Origin of the sequence: Streptomyces sp. NPDC052682, assembly GCF_040678435.1 — a bacterium.
Classification (GTDB): Bacteria; Actinomycetota; Actinomycetes; order Streptomycetales; family Streptomycetaceae; genus Streptomyces.
On the sequence record NZ_JBFATS010000001.1, the window covers coordinates 215,352 to 231,502 of the forward strand.

The following is a 16,151-nucleotide window of genomic DNA, read 5'->3' on the forward strand; positions in this document are numbered from 1 at the left end:
GGCCCGCCTCATACGGAGGTTCCATGGCCGACAACGTCACGTCGCTGTTCCGCAGCACCGCGGCGCACAGCCCGTCGATGGCGGCGCTGACGCGCGAGGGCGGCGACGGGGCCGGACCCGTGGACTTCTGCATCCCCTGCAACCCGTACTTCCCGACCCCGGCGATGTTCGAGGAGATGGCGGGCAGGCTGCGGGACATCATCACGTACTACCCGTCCAGCGCCGACACCATCACGGCCGAGCTGTGCAGCCTGCTGCAGCTGCCGCCGCAGTGCGTGGCGATGGGCAACGGCTCCACCGAGCTGATCACCTGGATCGACCACCTCCTGGTGCGCGAGTCCCTCGCCGTCCCCGTCCCCACCTTCGGCCGCTGGACCGACCAGCCGATGGAGACCGGCAAGCGGGTCGACATGTTCCCGCTGCAGGAGTCCAGCGGCTTCGCCCTGGACCTCGCGCAGTACGCCGAGTTCATCCGGGCCCGCGGCACCCGGGTCGCCGTCATCTGCAACCCCAACAACCCCGACGGCGGCTACCTGCGCAAGCAGGCCCTGGTGCAGTTCATGGACGCGATGGCCGACCTGGACCTGGTCGTCGTCGACGAGTCCTTCCTGGAGTTCGCCGACGCGGAGGCCGAACCGTCCGTCGTCCAGGAGGCGATGCTCCGCCCCAACGTGATCGTGCTGCGCAGCCTCGGCAAGAACTTCGGCCTGCACGGCGTCCGCTTCGGCTACCTGGTGGCCAACCCGGCCCTGGCGGGCCGGGTCCGCGCCATGCTCCCCAAGTGGAACCTCAACTCCTTCGCCGAGCACGTCGTCTTCATGCTCAAGGAGCACGGCACCGAGTACCAGCAGAGCCTTCAGCAGGTGCGCCGCGACCGCCTGGAGATGGCCAGCCAGCTCTCCGCGCTGCCCGGCCTGACCGTCTACCCCTCCCAGGGGAACTTCCTCTTCGTGCGCCTCCCCGTGGGCGCCGAGGGCACCGTGGTCCGGGACCGGCTGCTCACCGAGCACCGGATCCTGGTCCGCGAGTGCGGCAACAAGATCGGCTCCTCCAGCCGCTTCCTGCGTCTCGTGGTGCGCCCCCAGGTGGACGTACGTCGCCTGGTGTCCGGCCTGGAACAGGTGCTCTACGGGACGTCCAGGAGGGGAGCCGCCGTACCCGAGCTCGCTCCAGGGACCGGCTACAGCTCGGGTACGGCGGCGGTGGACCGCCTGGTGAGCGAGACCAACGGGGCCGGGATGCGGGGCCTGGCCGCTCAGGCCACCGGTGCCGGCGGCCCGGGCCTCGCCACCGCCCCGGCCACCGGCACCGGCATGCCGCTCCCCGCCGCCGCGTCCGCCGCGCCCAGCGCGCCGGCGGGCCCGGGCGGCGGGATGCCGGTGCCGACGGCGCCCCAGCCCGTGCCTGCGGCGCCTCAGCCGGTCGCGCAGCCGGTGCCCCAGCCGGTCCAGCAGCCCGCGCCCCAGCCGATGCCGCAGTCGGTGCCGCAGTCCATACCGGCTCCGGCACCGGCCCAGCCCCTGGCTCCCGCGGCCCAGGCCCCGGCCCCGTACCCGGCGTCTGCGCCGGCATCGCAGCCCGTCCCGGCCGTGGCCCAGGCCCCGGCCTCCGGTCTCACCCCGCCCGGCGTCCCCGCCCGGGGCGGCCTCACCGCGGCCCAGGTCCGCGGCATGACCGCACCCGCGGCAGGCCCCCAGGGCCTGGCCACGGCCCCGGCCACCGGCTGGCCCGGCGCCCAGCAGAACTGGAACACCCCGCAGCCGCAGCAGAACTGGCCCGCGGCCGCGGGGTGAGCGAGGGGTGTGATCAGGCCGGGTTCAGCCGCCACTGCTGGCAGGTGTTGTTCAGCCAGGTCCACTGGCGTACGTCGGCGGAGTCGGCCGTGGAGCAGTCCGCGACATCCGCCACCTTGCCGGTGGCCTGGTTGACGACCCGGACGTAGCCGCTGTCGGTGGCCAGGAACCGGAACCGCTGGCAGGTGTTGTTCAGCCAGGACCACTGCCTGAGGTCGGCCCCGTCGGCGGCCGAGCAGTCGGCGGTGTCGAGCACCTTGCCGGTGGCGACGTTGACGAGCCGGTGGGTGTCGTCGCCGAGGTCCTCCAGCCGCCAGCGCTGGTTGCTGCCGCCGGTGCAGCCGTACTGCGCCACGTCGGCGCCGTCGGCCGTCGAACCCCCGGTCACCTCCAGACACTTGCCGCTGTTGCGGTTGGTGAGCGTGTAGGTGGTGGAGGCGGCGGCCGGCTCCCCGGAGGGCCCGGCGAGGGAGGATCCCAGCCGGACGGGCGTGCCGAAGTCCGGGGTGCCGTCGGAGTTCCAGGTGAACTTCTGCGCCCGGGTCGTACGCCCGTTGTCGCACCCGTCGCTGGCGCTGTCGTTGGCGTGGTAGACGATCCAGCTCTCCTTGCCGTCCGGCGAGGTGAAGAAGCCGTTGTGCCCGGGCCCGTACACGCCGCCCGCGTCACTGCGCTGGAAGACGGGCGTGGACTTCTTCGTCCAGGAGGACGCGGACAGCGGGTCGGAGCCGGTGAGTTCCAGCCGGCCGAGCTTGTAGTCCGGGGTCCAGCAGCCGCTGGCGGAGTAGATCAGGAAGGTCCGGCCGCCCCGCTGGAGCACTTCCGGCCCCTCGTTGACCGTGCCGCCCTGCCGCTCCCAGGAGTAGGTGGGCGTGGAGATCGTCGAGTAGGAGCCGCTGACGGTGTACGGGTTGGACATCGGCGCGATGACGAGGTTTTGCGTGCCGCCGGTGCTGGCGCTGCCCAGCAGGTACAGCCTGCCGCCCACGTTCAGCACGCTGGGGTCGAGCATCCAGGCGGAGTTGAGCTGCCCCTTGTAGGTGTACGGCCCCATCGGGTCGGACCCCGCGCTCTGCAGGACGTGGCTGCGCTGCGTCGGGTTGTAGTCGGACACGTTCTGCCCGGCGACGTAGTACAGGTACCAGCGCCCGTTGAGGTAGTGCAGCTCCGGCGCCCAGATGTTGCAGCACCGCGAGGCCGCGTCGCCCTTCCACACCTGGACGCTGGGGGCGGTGGCCAGCCCGGCCAGCGTGGCCGACTTGCGGATGGTGATGACATCGGTCCAACTGGTCGTCACCAGGTAGTAGTTTCCGTCGTGGTACGAGATCCACGGGTCGGCGCCCTTGACCGACTTCACCGGGTTGGTGAAGGAGGCCGCGCTCGCGGAGGGCTGCCCGAGGGTGAGGGCGAGCAGCAGGGCCGCGAGCAGGGTCAGTAGGCGACGGGCCATCCGCTGCTCCAGTTCAGAAGGTTGATGCCGAGCTTGGGCGTGCCGCCCGCGTTGCCGTCGTAGTAGTGGTAGACGATCGCGTCCCCGTCGGAGTCCTTCATGATCGACTGCCCGCCGGGGCCGATGACGCTGCCGTGCGACTCGAGCACGGGCGTCCCGCCGTTGTTCATCAGCGCGACGCCGTTCTTGTCGGTGTACGGCCCGGTGACGCGAGTGGCGCGGCCCACCTTGACCTTGTAGGTGGAGCTGGTGCCGTTGCAGCAGGTGTCGTAGGAGGCGAAGAGGTAGTAGTACCCGTTGCGCTTGACGATGAAGGGCGCTTCGACGGCCTTGGTCCCGGTGGGGCGGGAGGCGAGGGAGTAGCGGGTGGTGTTGGTGGACAGCTGCTTCCCGGTGGACGGATTGATCTGGATCATCTTGATCCCGGTCCACCAGCTCCCGAAGGACAGCCACCACGTGCCGTCGTCGTCGACGAAGAGGTTCGGGTCGATGGCGTTGTAGTCGCTGGAGGAGCCGGAGGTGTAGACGGTCCCCTGGTCGGTCCAGGAGCCCGGCAGCCCGGTGGAGGAGGTCGCCAGCCCGATGGCGGAGGTGTTCGACCCGAACTTGGAGACCGAGTAGTACATCAGGTACTTGCCGCCGTGGTACGAGATGTCCGGCGCCCAGGCCTCCGGGACGGAGGAGTAGGTCCGCCACCAGCCGGGCCGGCTGGAGAACGCGTCGGCGCCGTTGCGGAAGGCCGTGCGGTCGCCGGACGTCTTGTTGGCGATACCGCCGCCGGTGGCGTACAGCAGGTACTGCCCGGAGGAGGTGCGGATCATCGTCGGGTCGTGGGTGACGATGTCGCCGGTGACGCGGCCGGGGTTGGGGTAGGCCGACGCCGTGGTGGGGATCAGGGCGAGGACGGCGGCGGTGGGGAGGGCGAGAAGGGCGGTCCTGACGCGTGGGGTGCGGGGCATGCGGCTCATGCGGGTTCTCCTTGCGGTGGGGGGTGTGCGCCGTCCGGAATCTCGAACGACGCTCGCAAGTTCGAACGGACCGTAGAATCGAACCACTTGCGCGTCAATGGTTCGCGCACGAGTTCGTCACCGGATGAGGGACAGCCACCGCGGCACGTCGACTTCGGCACGGACGGTCTTGCCGGGCGGCTCCCGGTCCAGCACCTCCCAGCGGTCGGCGAGGGCGTCCACGAGGACGAGGCCGCGGCCGTGCACGTCAAGCGGGGTCGAGGGTCGTACGTCACGGGGGTCCGGTGGCCGGCATTCGGCCCGGGTGTCGGTCACCTCGACACGGACGCTGCCGACGACGAGGGAGAGCCGCAGCTCGAAGTCCCGCCCGGGCACGCGCCCGTGGGTGACGGCGTTGGCGGCGAGCTCGGCCACGACCGCCTCGACCCGGTGGACGACCTCGGTTCCGTACGGCACCCCCCAAGCGTGCAGCTGGGCGACAGCGAGGCGCCGGGCGAGCCGGGCCCCGCGCGGGGTGGAACTGAGCCGCTGGGTGAACACACGTACGGTAACCGGGCTTCGGCGGTCGGTCGGTGCTGTCATGCGCCCAATGTGACCGGTGGGCAGGCCGCTTCTCCAGGTCCACGGCGCGTACGCTGCGGCAGCGTACGCGGTCACGGACTGGACAGTACCGGTGACGACGCGTGACCATGCCGGGGGGAGGTGACCGACAGTGGTCGATGGCGGGGTCATGGCGGGATCGGGCGGCGAACCGGAGTCGTCCGACAGTCTGCGGACGTTCGGGGCGGTGGTCCAGGGCTTGCGGGAGCATGCCGGGCTGAGCAGGGAGGAGTTCGCGGAGCAGGTCCGTTTCTCCAAACACACGGTTGCGTCGGTGGAGTTGGGGCGGCGGATGCCGGATGCGGTGTTCGTGGAGCGGGCGGAGGAGGCGCTGGGGATGACCGGGGTGCTCCAGAAGGCGGCAGGGCGGCTGGAGCGGCAGTCCGGGCTGGCTGCCTGGTTCCGGCGGTGGGCTCGTCTGGAGGCGCTGGCGATCACCTTGTACACGTACGAGTGCCGCCTGGTTCCGGGGCTGTTGCAGACGGAGGCGTACGCGCGGACGCTGTTCACGAACCAGCTGCCACCTCTCACCGACGCGCAGATCGAGGCCCAGTGGGTGGCGCGGGCGGAACGGCAACGGTTGCTGAGGGAGCGGCCGAACACGGCGTTCAGCTTCCTCCTGGAGGAACACGTGTTCCGGCGGCGCACAGGCGGGGTGGAGGTCACGCGGGAGCTCATCGATCACGTGCTGGAGATCGCGAAGCTGCGGAACGTCGAGATCCAGATCATGCCGACCGTCCAGCAGACACATGCGGGGCTCGACGGGCCGATGCAGCTGCTGGAGACGCCGGAGAACCAGTGGTTCGCCTACTGCGAGGGGCAGCGAGGCGGCCTGTTCATCCCCGACCGGAAAGAGATCAGCGTTCTCCAGCGGCGCTATGCCAGGATGCGGTCACAGGCTCTCACCCTCGAAGACTCCGTGAGCCTGTTGCAGCAGATGCGAGGAGAGCTATGAGCACGTCTGACCTGGCCTGGCGTAAGTCCAGCTACAGCAGCGGCGGGGACGGGGACTGCGTCGAGATAGCCACCCGCCCCGACACCGTCCACGTCCGCGACTCGAAGGACCGGACGGGCCCCCAGCTCACCCTCTCCCCCACGGCCTGGGCGGACTTCCTGGGGTACGCCGCCAACGGCCGGTGACCCCAGCCGACGCGCGGCTGGGGTCACTCGGGTCACCGTGGGCCGGAACGGGTCAGCGCTGCAGAGTGAGCAGGCCCGGCCGGTACGGCAGCTTCAGGTAGTCGGTGCCGTTCGAGCTGGGGTCCCTGCCCTGGTAGAGGAACTGCAGGTTGCAGGGGTCGATGGTCATGGTCTGGTCGGGGTTGGTGCGGACCAGGTCACCGTGGCTGATGTCGTTGGTCCAGGTGGCACCGCTGTTGGCCTTGCCCGCGAAGGGGTTGCTCTCGGTGGCGGCCTGCGGGGTCCACGGGCCGTTCAGGCTGGAGGCGGTGAACGAGCGGAAGAAGCGCTGCTCGGTCGCGCCCCGCGCCTCGACGATCATGAGGTACTGGTTCTGGCCCTGGACCTTGTAGACCTCCGGGGCCTCGAACAGGTTCTTCTCCGTGTCGGTCATGACCGTCGTGTACGACGAGCCGAAGCTGCCCGGGAAGTTCCCGATCGGCATGGTCGACTTGAAGATGCCGCCCTTGTCATTGGCGAAGAACAGGTACATGTTCTGGTCGTCGGCGATCACGGTCGGGTCGATCGGGCCGCCGGTGGGGAGGCTGCCGGTGAACAGCTCCTGCGGCGCGGACCAGCCGTTGGGGTTGGTGGGGTCGCTCGACGTGCGGTAGGTGAAGGGCCAGGCCGTACCCCACCCGTTCGAGACCAGCACCCAGATCTTCTTGGGCGCGAAGTAGAAGAGTTTGGGTGCCACCGCGGACCCGCTGATCCTGGTCTGGCCGGCCGAGGCCATGTCCGACCAGTTCGTGAAGGGCCGGAACGTCATCGCGCCCCACGACGATCCGTCGGAGACGGTCGCGTAGACCAGGTGCTGGCCGTTGTACGTCACGGTGGTGAAGTCCTTCAGCGCCACCCAGCCGTTCGCCGGCTGCGCCAGGGGGCCGGTCGAGCTCCACCGGTACGTCGACGGAAGAGCACACGTGCCGCCCGGCGCGGACAGGCCGGTCCACTTCTGGTTGCTGCCGCCGTTGCAGTTCCACAGCTGCACCGCTGTGCCGTTGGCCGTGGCGCCGCCGCTGACGTCCAGGCACAGCCCGGACTCCACGCCGACGATCGTGCCGTCGGAGTTGACCCGCCACTGCTGGTTCGCGCCGCCGGAACAGGACCAGATCTGCACCCGGGTACCGGCCGTGGTGGCGTGGCCCGGAACATCCAGGCACTTGTTGCCGTACACGGTGAGCTGGTTGCTGTCCGTCAGCGTCCACTGCTGGTTGGTCCCGCCTGTGCAGTCCCAGATCTGCAGGGACGTGCCGTCGGTCCGGCTGGCACCCGGCACATCGAGACAGCGGCCGGAACCGACACCGCGCAAGGCGCCGGTGGTGGCCGCCTGGGCCGGCGTCGCGACGAGCATCGCCGCCAACGAGACCAGGACCGTCACCGCGGCGGCGAGCACCGCAGACGGATGTCTGCGGCGGGAACTACGTGTGGGCATGGGGACCTCGTCTTCCTTGAGTGAGCGGGTTTCCGGCCGGCCCCGGGGAGAGGCTGTGGCGACACGTTCGCTATGCCGAACAAGGGTCGAGATGTCGAGCAGTTGGATGGTGAGGGGTCCGGTGAACGGCGTCAATACCTCTCACAGAACTCGCGAGCCCCACCCTGCGCAGGCTGACGCGGTTTCAAGTTCCGCCCCATCACGTGCTGTGGCTCAGCGGAACGCGTGGACCAGCTCGATCCGGCCGACGAGGTGCGCGTTGAACTCGTCCAGCTCCCCGGCCGGTACCCACAGCTCCAGGATCGTCCGTCCGCCCGCCTGCCGGACCGGGTACCTGCGCAGGAAGGCGGACTCGACCTCGAAGCGGGTGACGAAGCCGGCGCCGTCGTGCTTGACGTTCCAGTCCCGCGCGATCTTCACGGCGTAGTCCTCGTTGAGGACCGGGTAGAAGATCGGCTGCTCGGGCAGCCGGGGCGGCCAGGCGCGCCAGTCCAGCTCGCGCACCAGCTCCAGTTCCTTGGGGCCGACAGGGCGCCACAGGGTGGTCGTTGCTCGCGGGCTGGTCATTGCAGGAGCTCTCCGGACGGGGCAGCCGCCGATACGGCCGGCCGGGACCCCGACCGTATCGACAGCTCGGTCAGCGGGACCATGTCTTTTCACTCGGTGACCACCCCGTCACTCCCCTATGCTGAACTGCCGGTCCGTCAACTCGCGGAGCGGGCCCGGCAGAACACCTCGGGGGACGAGACAGTGACGCAGCAGATCCTGGTGCCGCAGCAACCGGAGCCGCCGGACGGACGGCCCGCGTCACCGGCCACCACCCGACGCACTCCGCCGCATGCCAGCGAGGCGACGCGGCTGCTGTGCGCCGGTACCTACCTCGACGAGTCGTACCGCCACACGGTCATCGAGGAGCTCTACGTCCACGAGGAGCGCATCGTCGCCCCCTCGTACGGCTGCGACGCGGCCCGGGTGCTGGCCCACGCCCTGCGCGCCCAGCGCCTGGGCGTGGGCTGGGCCGCCGCGGTGCTGCTGCTGTGGATCATCAGCCTGCCGCTCACCCACCGGCTGAGCCTGATGTTCCTCATGCCGGTGGTGCTGACGACGCTGGCCGCCCGGGTGCGCGGCCGGGAACCGGCCCCCGTCTGGTACCGCCGCGCCGCGGCATGGGTCATGCGCTTCTACGCGCGGCTGTCCGTGCTCTGGGCCCTGCTGACCCTGTACGCGATCGGCACCGATGACCAGGAGTTGCTGCAGGACGCCCAGGCGTTCTGGGACTGGCTGGTGATTCCCCGGTTCGTCTTCGGCGACGGCCTGTACGACACCACCCGCCTCCAGGCGTGGATCACGCTGGCCCTCCCGCTCCTGGTGGCCCTGGCCGTCGGCGCCGAACGCCACCAGGTCTCCCGCGCGCTGGCCGGTGAACTGTCCCGGGCCAGGTTCCCGGACGCCGCCGGCGACCCGGCCGAGCGGACCACCGAGGGCAGCCGCTTCCAGCACCTGCGGGACCGCATCCGGGTGGAGCAGCACGCCCCGCTGGTGATGTACCGGGCGGACCGGCCGTTCTGCGGCGCGGGTGTCCCCTACGACACCTGGTCCCTCTCGGTCGAGCTGCGGCCCCGCGAGGACGGCCTCACCAAGCCGCGGCCGCTGGACAACCAGGCCATCATCGACGCGATCAAGCCCCTCCTGGAAGCCCTGCGCGTCCCCTCCACCGCCCGTACCCCGCAGGCTGCGGCCGCCGTGCGGGACCGGTTGCGGGAGCTGCAGATCGACGAGTGCGTCTTCCTTCCGGTGAACGGTCTGCCCAGCAGGCAGCACGCCCCCTACGGCCCCGGGCTCTTCGAGCCGGAGCGGGCGGGTGCCGTCGAGGCGGGCGGCGAGCTGCGGCGCCACTTCCTGCGCGTCCAGGTCGGCGGCTGGGAGGAGGAGCTGGTCACCACCGTCTTCGTCCGGGTGCACACCCAGGGCGGCATGCTGATGCTGGAGATCGCGCCGCACGTCCTGCGCCCGGTCCGCCCCCTGTTCCGCGACGCCGACCGGCTGGCGCACGACTACCTGCACGGCAACCCGCTCGGCAAGGCGCTGTGGGCACTGTCCCGGGTACCCCACTCGGCCGGCCAGTCCGTGATCACCGTGTGGCGGACCCTCAAGCTGCTGGGACGCCTGGTGGCCGGCGGCTACGGCAAGGCGCTGCCGGACGGTCCGGCCGTGTCGGTACGGGAGCTGGGTTCCGACGACGAGGCGTCGCTGTTCCAGGAGATGGACCACCAGCGTTACCTGAAGACCATCCAGGACCGGGTGGCCAACGGGGTGCGCCGGGCCCTGCGCGAGGCGGGCTGGCGGACCGAGGAGTTCGAGCAGAAGATCATCAACGTCAGCAACGGTGGCGTCCTGATCGAGTCGGCGAGCGGTGCGGTCTCCATCGGGGACCACAACGTCGTCACCCACCAGGAGCCGGGGAGTTCGGGAGGTACGCACAGTGGCAACGGGTGAGCAGCCGCCGGCCGGTGACGGGCCGGGCGGCATCCACGGAGGCGTCCACATCGGTACGGCACAGGGGGCCATCTCCATCGGCAACCACAACACGGTGATCAGCCAGCCGGGCGCGCAGCCGCCCCGCGACCCCGCACAGGAGCACCTGCTGAAGGCGGTGCAGGAGCTCCGGCAGGACCTGGGCCGGCTGGTCACCACACCGCAGACCGAGGAGCTGGCCGCCCAGCTCGACGCGACGGCGGACGACATCCAGAGCACGGGCCGTGCGGACGAGGGACGCCTGACGCGACTGCGTACCGCCCTGCAGGACGCGGCCACGGCCGTCGGTCTGCTCGCCTCCGGCGCGGCGGTGGGACAGGCCGTCGCGGCACTGCTGGGAGGCTGACGCCGGCATGAACGGTACATCGGGGGACGGCGGGGTTCGCTGGAACGACGAGACACAGCGCTGGGAGACGGCGGGGGACGCGGCGGCGCCGGTCCGGCCGACGGCACCACCACCGCCGATGCCGTCCCAGGTGCCGACGGGTCCGGCGCACCCGGACGAGGCCTACGGGCCGTACGACATCACCCGGCCGGTGACGCCTCCCCCTGCCCCCACCCCCCGGTCACGGCGTACGACGGTACTGGTCGCCGCCGCTGCGGCCGCCGCGGTCGCGGGCGGGATCGCCGGCGGGGTGCTGGCGACCCGGGGCGACGACGGCCGGAACGAGCCCGGACCCCAAGCGGCGTCCGCGGTCAGCCCGTCGGGCACCGCGACCTGGTACGACGACCGGGGGGCGACGCCGACGGACAGCGTCGGCAGCGCGGCCCGGACCCCCGGCCCGTCCAGCCCGGATCCCGCCGGCACACCGTCACCCACCGCACCGCCACCGGGATTCCGGATCGCGCGGGACACGGCGGGCTTCACCATCGCCGTCCCGGACGGCTGGGAGCGGGAGGAGAAGAAGAAGGGCGGGGTCTTCTACAACTCCCCCGACGGCCGCAGCCTGATCCAGATCTTCACCGTCACGGAAGGCGACCTCGCGCCGTACCAGGCGCTGAGCGAGACCTCCCGGAGCCTGGCCGAGTCCACCGAGAACTACACGGAGATCAGCCTCCAGAACCTGCCCCGGGAGTCGGGCGAGGCGGCGGAACTGGTATACGCCTACGACCGCCCCGACGGCACCCGCCGCCAGGCGGTCGACCGCGCCTTCACGGCCGAGGACGGCACGCAGTACGCGGTGCTGGCGGCAGGACCGGAGGAGGACTGGCCACGGCAGCGGGAGATCCTTGAGGTGGCCCTCGCTCATTTCGCGCAGTGAGTCACGGGGAGGCCGGTCTCGGTCTTCCCGCGGTCTCAGGACTTCTTCGGGCACTCCTTCCACGCCAGGTGGTAGACGGTGCTGATGTCCCCGTCCGTCGAGTCCATCGTCATGAAGCTGACCTTGTCGGCGGACTGGGTGCCGGCGTTCACCCGCAGTTCCGTGTTGATGTTGAAGTTGCGCTGGACTCCACAGGGCGCCCACACCAGTTGGGCCCAGTCGGTGGTGTCGGTGGCCTGCCAGTTGTCGTTGTAGGGGCCGGTGAAGGGGTGGCTCCGGGAGGCCGTGTTCGAGGAGCCCTGGAAGTAGTACGAGGCCCGCTGCGTGGCGCTCGCGCCGGGCTGGAGGGCGGCGAAGCCGCGGTAGTCGGCGCTGGCGATGGCGTACGTGAAGCCCTGCGGGACGTGCACGATCAGGTTGAGCTGGCAGTTCCTGCGGAACGCCGTGGGGTCCGAGGCACCGCCCGCCTGGGCGAGGTAGTCGCTGTAGGTCACGGTGAACGCGGTGTTGTCCTCGGAGACGGCGACCGCGGTGGTGCCCTGCGGGCAGCCCGATCCGTTCACCGTGGCGACGTTGATGACGATCTTGTCCGGGGGCGGGTCGACGAACCCGGGGGACGGGGGTTGTGCGGGCAGCGCGGTACCGAGGAGCGCGGCGAGCGCGCCGCTCAGGAGCAGGCCGGTGGCCATGGTTCTCCCATCCGTTGCCGTGGGGGGTGAAGCGCTCTTTTGCCATGAACATGACAGGGCAGTGTCATGGCACCTCGGCCTGTGAGGTTTCGATGGGGGAACTGTGAAGGCCGGGGCGGTCGCATCGTACGCAGCCGGACGCGGACCGGCCAGGGTCAACTCCGGCCATTCACAGGTGCGGTGGAGAGGTCCGTCACGCGGGCGTCACGCGGGCGGTCCGCCGTCGCGCGGCGGTTGCGGCGGCGCGTACGGAGTCGTCGGCTGGTGCGGAGCCGGGAGCTCGTAGGGAGACGGTGGTGCGTACGGCGACGGTGGTGCGTACGGCGTCCGGGGGCCGGGGGCGTACGGCGACGGCCCTCCGTACCACCCCGCCCCGTACGGGGCACCCAGCGGCACCGGCACCACCGGTGACGACAGCCGCTGCGGTGTCCGCCGCCGCGTCAGCCACAGCACGAGCGCCGCGTAGCCGAGGTCCATCACCCCGTCCAGGGCGGCCAGTTGCCAGGGCGCGTCGGCTGCCGTCTCGTCCGAGGACAGGCCGTCGACCACCGCGGCGGACAGGCCGAAGGCCGTCAGGTTGTTCAGGACGTGCAGGGCGATGGACGCCTCCAGGCCGCCGGTGCGGATGGTCAGCCAGCCCGCCACCACGCCGAACACCAGCAGGTCGGCGAAGCCCCACAGCGTGCCCCAGCCGTGGGCCGCGGCGAACAGGGCCGCCTGCGGCAGTACCGCGAGCCAGGGGAAGCGGGCGAAGGCCCCGGTCGCCTGGAGCAGCCAGCCCCGGAAGACGAACTCCTCGGCCGCGGCCTGCACCGGCACCAGGAGGGCCAGCACCGCCAGGGAGACCAGGAAGGTCCGCCACCCGACCCACACCGCGCCCTCGCCGCTGTCGCCCTCGTCCGGCAGGAAGAAACCGCCCACCGTCAGCAGGGCCATCGGCGGCACGGCCGCCAGCAGGCAGCGGGCCAGCCAGCCCGTGCGCAGCCGCCCGGTGACCGAGCACACCGTGCCCGCCGGCCGCCCGCCCGCCCAGCGCACGGCCAGCAGCACCAGGGGCAGGGCGACGGCGATGGAGACCAGTTCCAGCGCCGTGTTGCCGAGCGGGCCGAAGTCGATGTCGCCGTCGGGCCCTTCCCGCTGGCCGGCCACCTCTCCGAAGACGTAGGAGAAGACGGACAGCAGGAGCAGCAGCACGAACCAGCCGCCGGTCACCAGCAGTGTGCCGAGCAGCGTCCGCCACCAGCGGTGACGGCCCGTGTGGTGGGCCATGCGGTGGTACGGGAGGCCGGCCGGCAAAGAGGGCGCAGTCGTCATGATCACCAGCATCGCGGCGCGGCACGGCCCCGGCGTCCCCCTCCAGCAGGAAATCCGCAGGGGAGACAGGCCGCGGGGTCGCCCGTGCGAGGTCCTCATATGACCCGGGACCGGCTCGCCGTACACAATGGCCCACCAGCACCCCTTATGGCAGGCAGCAACAGGAGGCGCTCCCTTGGAGCTCAGCAGGCGTACCTTCAGCGCTCTCGCCGGCACGGCCGCGCTCGGTCTGGCGCTGACCGGCAGCGGCGGGACGCCGACCTCCGCGGGGACGTCCCGGACCGTGCCCACCGGACCGCCGCCGCCCGTCCCGCACGCGGACGGCGCGCGGCACCAGGTGCGGTTCGACCGGTACTCGCTGCTGGTCGACGGGCGGCGGCTGGTGCTGTGGCCCGGGGAGACGCATCCGTTCCGGCTGCCGAGCCCCTCCCTGTGGCGGGACGTGCTGCAGAAGCTGCGCGCCCACGGGTTCAACGCCGTGCGGGTGTCCGTGGCCTGGAACTACCACTCCCCCGCGCCGGGCGCGTACGACTTCACCGGTGTGCGGGACCTCGGCCTGTTCCTGCGCATGGCTGCCGCGACCGGGCTGTACGTCGTCCTGCGGCCGGGCCCGTTCGTCGGTGCCGACGTCGACGGCGGCGGGCTCCCGGGGTGGCTCGCGGCGACACAGTGCCGGCCCCGTACCGCCGACCCGGCCTATCTGCGGCACGCCGGGCAGTGGCTGTCGGCCGTGAACGCCGTGGCCGCCCGGCATCTGTTCACCCGGGGGCGGGGCACGGTCCTGCTGTACCAGCTGGACGACGCCGACGACGTCCTGCCCCACCTGCGCCGCCGGGTGCGCGCCGACGGCATCGACGTGCCGCTCGTGGACCGGGGCCTGCTGCGGGTGGACGACGGACTGCCCGACCCGTGGGGCGGACAGGGGTACGCCCGGGTGCGCCAGGTGCGGGACGCGGCCTACGAGCGGCGGGCCCGCCTCGCGGACCTGGCCGAGGGCGGCACGCCACGGACCCTCCCGATGGCCTTCGGCGGCACCTCGTGGGGCTGGCTGCCCGCGCCGGACGTCTACACCTCGTACGACTACGGCGCGGCCCTTGACGAGGCGCGCAGGCAGACGCCCAAGCTCGCCGCGCTGCACGAACTCGGCCATCTGCTGCGCAGCGTGCCCGACTTCGCCCGGCTGGAGCGGGCGGCCGGCGGGCGCGCCGCGGACCGGCGGATCACCGTCCGCAGGCTGGCCAACCCCGACACCGGCGCCCGCGTCCACGTGCTGCGCAACGACTCCGCCGAGGCCGTCTCCACGACGCTGCCGGACGCCGGGGTCGACGTGCCGGTCACCGTACCGGCGCGGGACGCCACCCTGCTCGTGACCCGTCTGGCACTGGGTCAGCGGCGGCTGGCGTACTCCACCGTGCCGCCCATGCTGTCCCTGCGGGCCGGGCGGCAGGACATCGCCGTGTTCACGGGCCGGGCCGGCCAGATGGCGCAGGTGGTGCTGGACTGCGAGGAACAGCCGGTCACCACCCGCCTGGACCGGGAGCCCGCCTGGTCGTACGCCGACGGCCGGCTGACCGTGACCAGCCCGCTCGGCCCCGGCGGGCTGAACCGGGTGCTGGTGGAGGGCGGCGACAGCGAGACGCCGATGCTGCTGCTGTTCGGAGACGACGCGACCGCCGTACGGCTGTGGCCCTGCGAGACGCCGTCCGGCGCGCTGCTGGTGTACGGTCCGGCGCTGCTGCGCTCCCTCACGGTGCGCGGCTCCACCGTGCACCTGACCGGCGACACCATCCCCGAGACGGGCCTGGAGGTGTGGGGGCCGCCCGGTCTGACCGCCGTCACCTGGAACGGGCGGCCGGTACCGACCCGGATCAGCGCCACCGGGAGCCTGCTGGCCCTGCGGATGCTGCCCGGTGTGCCGCCGGTGACGCTGCCCGCGCTCGACGGCTGGCGGCGCCGCGCCGAGAACCCGGAGTCCGAGCCCGGTTTCGACGACTCCGGCTGGCCGGTGGCCGACCGGAGGTCCTCGTACAGCACCACGCCCGTGCCCGACGGGCAGCCCGTGCTGTTCGCCGACGACTACGGCTTCCACTACGGCGACGTCTGGTACCGGGGCGCGTTCACCGGCGCCCGGGAGCTCACGTCGGTGTCCCTCGCCTACCGCACCGGCACGCAGGGGCTGCTGATGGCCTGGCTGGACGGGCAGCCGCTCGGCACCCACCGCATGCCGGTGCCGGACGGCGGCACGGCCGGCAAGGGCACCTGGACGGCGACGGCCGCCTTCGCGATCCCGGAGCGGCTGCGCGAGGACCGGGACGAGGAGCCGCGCCGGCATGTGCTGTCCGTCCTGGTCCGGCCCATGCAGCGGGACGGCGCGGAGGTGAAGGCGGCGCGCGGACTGTCCTCCGTCCGCTTCGAAGGGGCCGATCCCGAGGTGCGCTGGCGGGTGCAGGGCGCACGGGCCGCCGACCCGGTGCGCGGGCCGCTGAACCACGGCGGGCTGTACGGGGAGCGGGAGGGCTGGCATCTGCCGGGGTACGACGACGGCGACTGGGAGCCGGCCGCCCTGCCGCGTGCCGACCGGCGGCAGGGCGTGACCTGGTACCGGACCGGTTTCCGGCTGTCCGTCCCCGGGGACGTGGACGCCTCGGTCGGTCTCGTCCTCGACGACGACCCCCGCCGGGCCTACCGCGCGCAGATCTTCCTCAACGGCTGGAACCTCGGCCAGTACGTCAACGACGTGGGCCCGCAGCACACCTTCGTGCTGCCCAACGGCATCCTGCGCACCCGGGGCGAGAACACCCTGGCCCTGGCGGTGCTGTCCGACGGGACCACGCCGGCCGGGCCGGGGACCGTACGGCTGACGCTGCTGGGCTCGGCGGCCGGCGGAGTGCCGGTGGAACCGGTGGACTCCCCCGGCCGCTGAGGG

The 16,151-nt window shown here is 71.9% G+C and carries 14 protein-coding genes; 7 read left to right on the plus strand and 7 right to left on the minus strand.

What is annotated here, in order from left to right; genetic code table 11:
• The first annotated feature begins 23 nt into the window (after positions 1–23).
• Positions 24–1,793, plus strand: coding sequence for a histidinol-phosphate transaminase (locus tag AB0K80_RS00930; RefSeq protein ID WP_365664472.1), 1,770 nt, complete (start codon positions 24–26; stop codon positions 1,791–1,793).
• A 13-nt stretch (positions 1,794–1,806) separates the two neighbouring features.
• Here the strand turns inward: AB0K80_RS00930 and AB0K80_RS00935 are convergent, their stop codons facing one another.
• From AB0K80_RS00935 to AB0K80_RS00945, 3 genes are all read right to left on the minus strand, one after another.
• Entirely contained in the window at positions 1,807–3,243 is a 1,437-nt protein-coding gene (locus AB0K80_RS00935) for a family 43 glycosylhydrolase (RefSeq protein WP_365664474.1), read from the minus strand.
• Positions 3,225–4,211: an arabinan endo-1,5-alpha-L-arabinosidase gene (locus AB0K80_RS00940; RefSeq protein ID WP_365664476.1), complete on the minus strand. Its 987-nt coding sequence runs from the start codon at positions 4,209–4,211 to the stop codon at positions 3,225–3,227. Before AB0K80_RS00940 ends, AB0K80_RS00935 begins: the two co-directional genes overlap by 19 nt.
• Before the next feature lie 117 nt (positions 4,212–4,328).
• On the minus strand, positions 4,329–4,793 hold the full coding sequence (locus AB0K80_RS00945) for an ATP-binding protein (RefSeq protein ID WP_365664478.1): 465 nt from the start codon (positions 4,791–4,793) through the stop codon (positions 4,329–4,331).
• A 148-nt stretch (positions 4,794–4,941) separates the two neighbouring features.
• Here AB0K80_RS00945 and AB0K80_RS00950 point away from each other — a divergent pair, with 148 nt between their 5' ends.
• Together AB0K80_RS00950 and AB0K80_RS00955 are read left to right on the plus strand one after the other, a co-directional pair.
• Positions 4,942–5,766, plus strand: a complete 825-nt coding sequence (locus tag AB0K80_RS00950) for a Scr1 family TA system antitoxin-like transcriptional regulator (protein ID WP_365664480.1) — start codon at positions 4,942–4,944, stop codon at positions 5,764–5,766.
• Entirely contained in the window at positions 5,763–5,951 is a 189-nt protein-coding gene (locus tag AB0K80_RS00955) for a DUF397 domain-containing protein (RefSeq protein ID WP_365664482.1), read from the plus strand. The genes AB0K80_RS00950 and AB0K80_RS00955 overlap by 4 nt, the downstream gene beginning before the upstream one ends.
• Before the next feature lie 52 nt (positions 5,952–6,003).
• Here the strand turns inward: AB0K80_RS00955 and AB0K80_RS00960 are convergent, their stop codons facing one another.
• Entirely contained in the window at positions 6,004–7,425 is a 1,422-nt protein-coding gene (locus AB0K80_RS00960; protein ID WP_365664484.1) for a non-reducing end alpha-L-arabinofuranosidase family hydrolase, read from the minus strand.
• Between the two features lie 213 nt (positions 7,426–7,638).
• Positions 7,639–7,992: a hypothetical protein gene (locus tag AB0K80_RS00965; RefSeq protein WP_365664486.1), complete on the minus strand. Its 354-nt coding sequence runs from the start codon at positions 7,990–7,992 to the stop codon at positions 7,639–7,641.
• A 96-nt stretch (positions 7,993–8,088) separates the two neighbouring features.
• On the opposite strand from AB0K80_RS00965, the gene AB0K80_RS00970 reads away from it, so the two are divergent.
• The 3 genes from AB0K80_RS00970 to AB0K80_RS00980 are packed head-to-tail and all read left to right on the plus strand — an operon-like array spanning position 8,089 to position 11,222.
• Positions 8,089–9,921, plus strand: coding sequence for a hypothetical protein (locus tag AB0K80_RS00970; RefSeq protein ID WP_365664488.1), 1,833 nt, complete (start codon positions 8,089–8,091; stop codon positions 9,919–9,921).
• Entirely contained in the window at positions 9,908–10,306 is a 399-nt protein-coding gene (locus AB0K80_RS00975; protein WP_365664489.1) for a hypothetical protein, read from the plus strand. Before AB0K80_RS00970 ends, AB0K80_RS00975 begins: the two co-directional genes overlap by 14 nt.
• A 7-nt stretch (positions 10,307–10,313) precedes the next feature.
• Complete coding sequence (locus AB0K80_RS00980; RefSeq protein ID WP_365664491.1) at positions 10,314–11,222, plus strand: serine/arginine repetitive matrix protein 2; 909 nt, start codon at positions 10,314–10,316, stop codon at positions 11,220–11,222.
• Between the two features lie 35 nt (positions 11,223–11,257).
• Here the strand turns inward: AB0K80_RS00980 and AB0K80_RS00985 are convergent, their stop codons facing one another.
• Positions 11,258–11,911, minus strand: a complete 654-nt coding sequence (locus AB0K80_RS00985; RefSeq protein ID WP_365664493.1) for a DUF4360 domain-containing protein — start codon at positions 11,909–11,911, stop codon at positions 11,258–11,260.
• Positions 11,912–12,115: 204 nt separating this feature from the next.
• A complete protein-coding gene (locus AB0K80_RS00990) occupies positions 12,116–13,225 on the minus strand; it encodes a type II CAAX endopeptidase family protein (RefSeq protein ID WP_365664494.1) in 1,110 nt (369 codons plus the stop codon).
• Positions 13,226–13,400: 175 nt separating this feature from the next.
• On the opposite strand from AB0K80_RS00990, the gene AB0K80_RS00995 reads away from it, so the two are divergent.
• Positions 13,401–16,148: a beta-galactosidase gene (locus AB0K80_RS00995; RefSeq protein ID WP_365664496.1), complete on the plus strand. Its 2,748-nt coding sequence runs from the start codon at positions 13,401–13,403 to the stop codon at positions 16,146–16,148.
• Positions 16,149–16,151: the final 3 nt, after the last annotated feature.

Excerpts from the sequence above, each read along its gene's own strand:
- AB0K80_RS00940 (WP_365664476.1), bottom strand. The coding sequence starts at position 4,211 with ATGAGCCGCATGCCCCGCACCCCACGCGTCAGGACCGCCCTTCTCGCC.
- AB0K80_RS00955 (WP_365664482.1), top strand. The coding sequence starts at position 5,763 with ATGAGCACGTCTGACCTGGCCTGGCGTAAGTCCAGCTACAGCAGCGGC.
- AB0K80_RS00985 (WP_365664493.1), bottom strand. The coding sequence starts at position 11,911 with ATGGCCACCGGCCTGCTCCTGAGCGGCGCGCTCGCCGCGCTCCTCGGT.
- AB0K80_RS00965 (WP_365664486.1), bottom strand. The coding sequence starts at position 7,992 with ATGACCAGCCCGCGAGCAACGACCACCCTGTGGCGCCCTGTCGGCCCC.
- AB0K80_RS00980 (WP_365664491.1), top strand. The coding sequence starts at position 10,314 with ATGAACGGTACATCGGGGGACGGCGGGGTTCGCTGGAACGACGAGACA.
- AB0K80_RS00960 (WP_365664484.1), bottom strand. The coding sequence starts at position 7,425 with ATGCCCACACGTAGTTCCCGCCGCAGACATCCGTCTGCGGTGCTCGCC.
- AB0K80_RS00930 (WP_365664472.1), top strand. The coding sequence starts at position 24 with ATGGCCGACAACGTCACGTCGCTGTTCCGCAGCACCGCGGCGCACAGC.
- AB0K80_RS00990 (WP_365664494.1), bottom strand. The coding sequence starts at position 13,225 with ATGACGACTGCGCCCTCTTTGCCGGCCGGCCTCCCGTACCACCGCATG.
- AB0K80_RS00945 (WP_365664478.1), bottom strand. The coding sequence starts at position 4,793 with ATGACAGCACCGACCGACCGCCGAAGCCCGGTTACCGTACGTGTGTTC.
- AB0K80_RS00950 (WP_365664480.1), top strand. The coding sequence starts at position 4,942 with ATGGCGGGATCGGGCGGCGAACCGGAGTCGTCCGACAGTCTGCGGACG.
- AB0K80_RS00935 (WP_365664474.1), bottom strand. The coding sequence starts at position 3,243 with ATGGCCCGTCGCCTACTGACCCTGCTCGCGGCCCTGCTGCTCGCCCTC.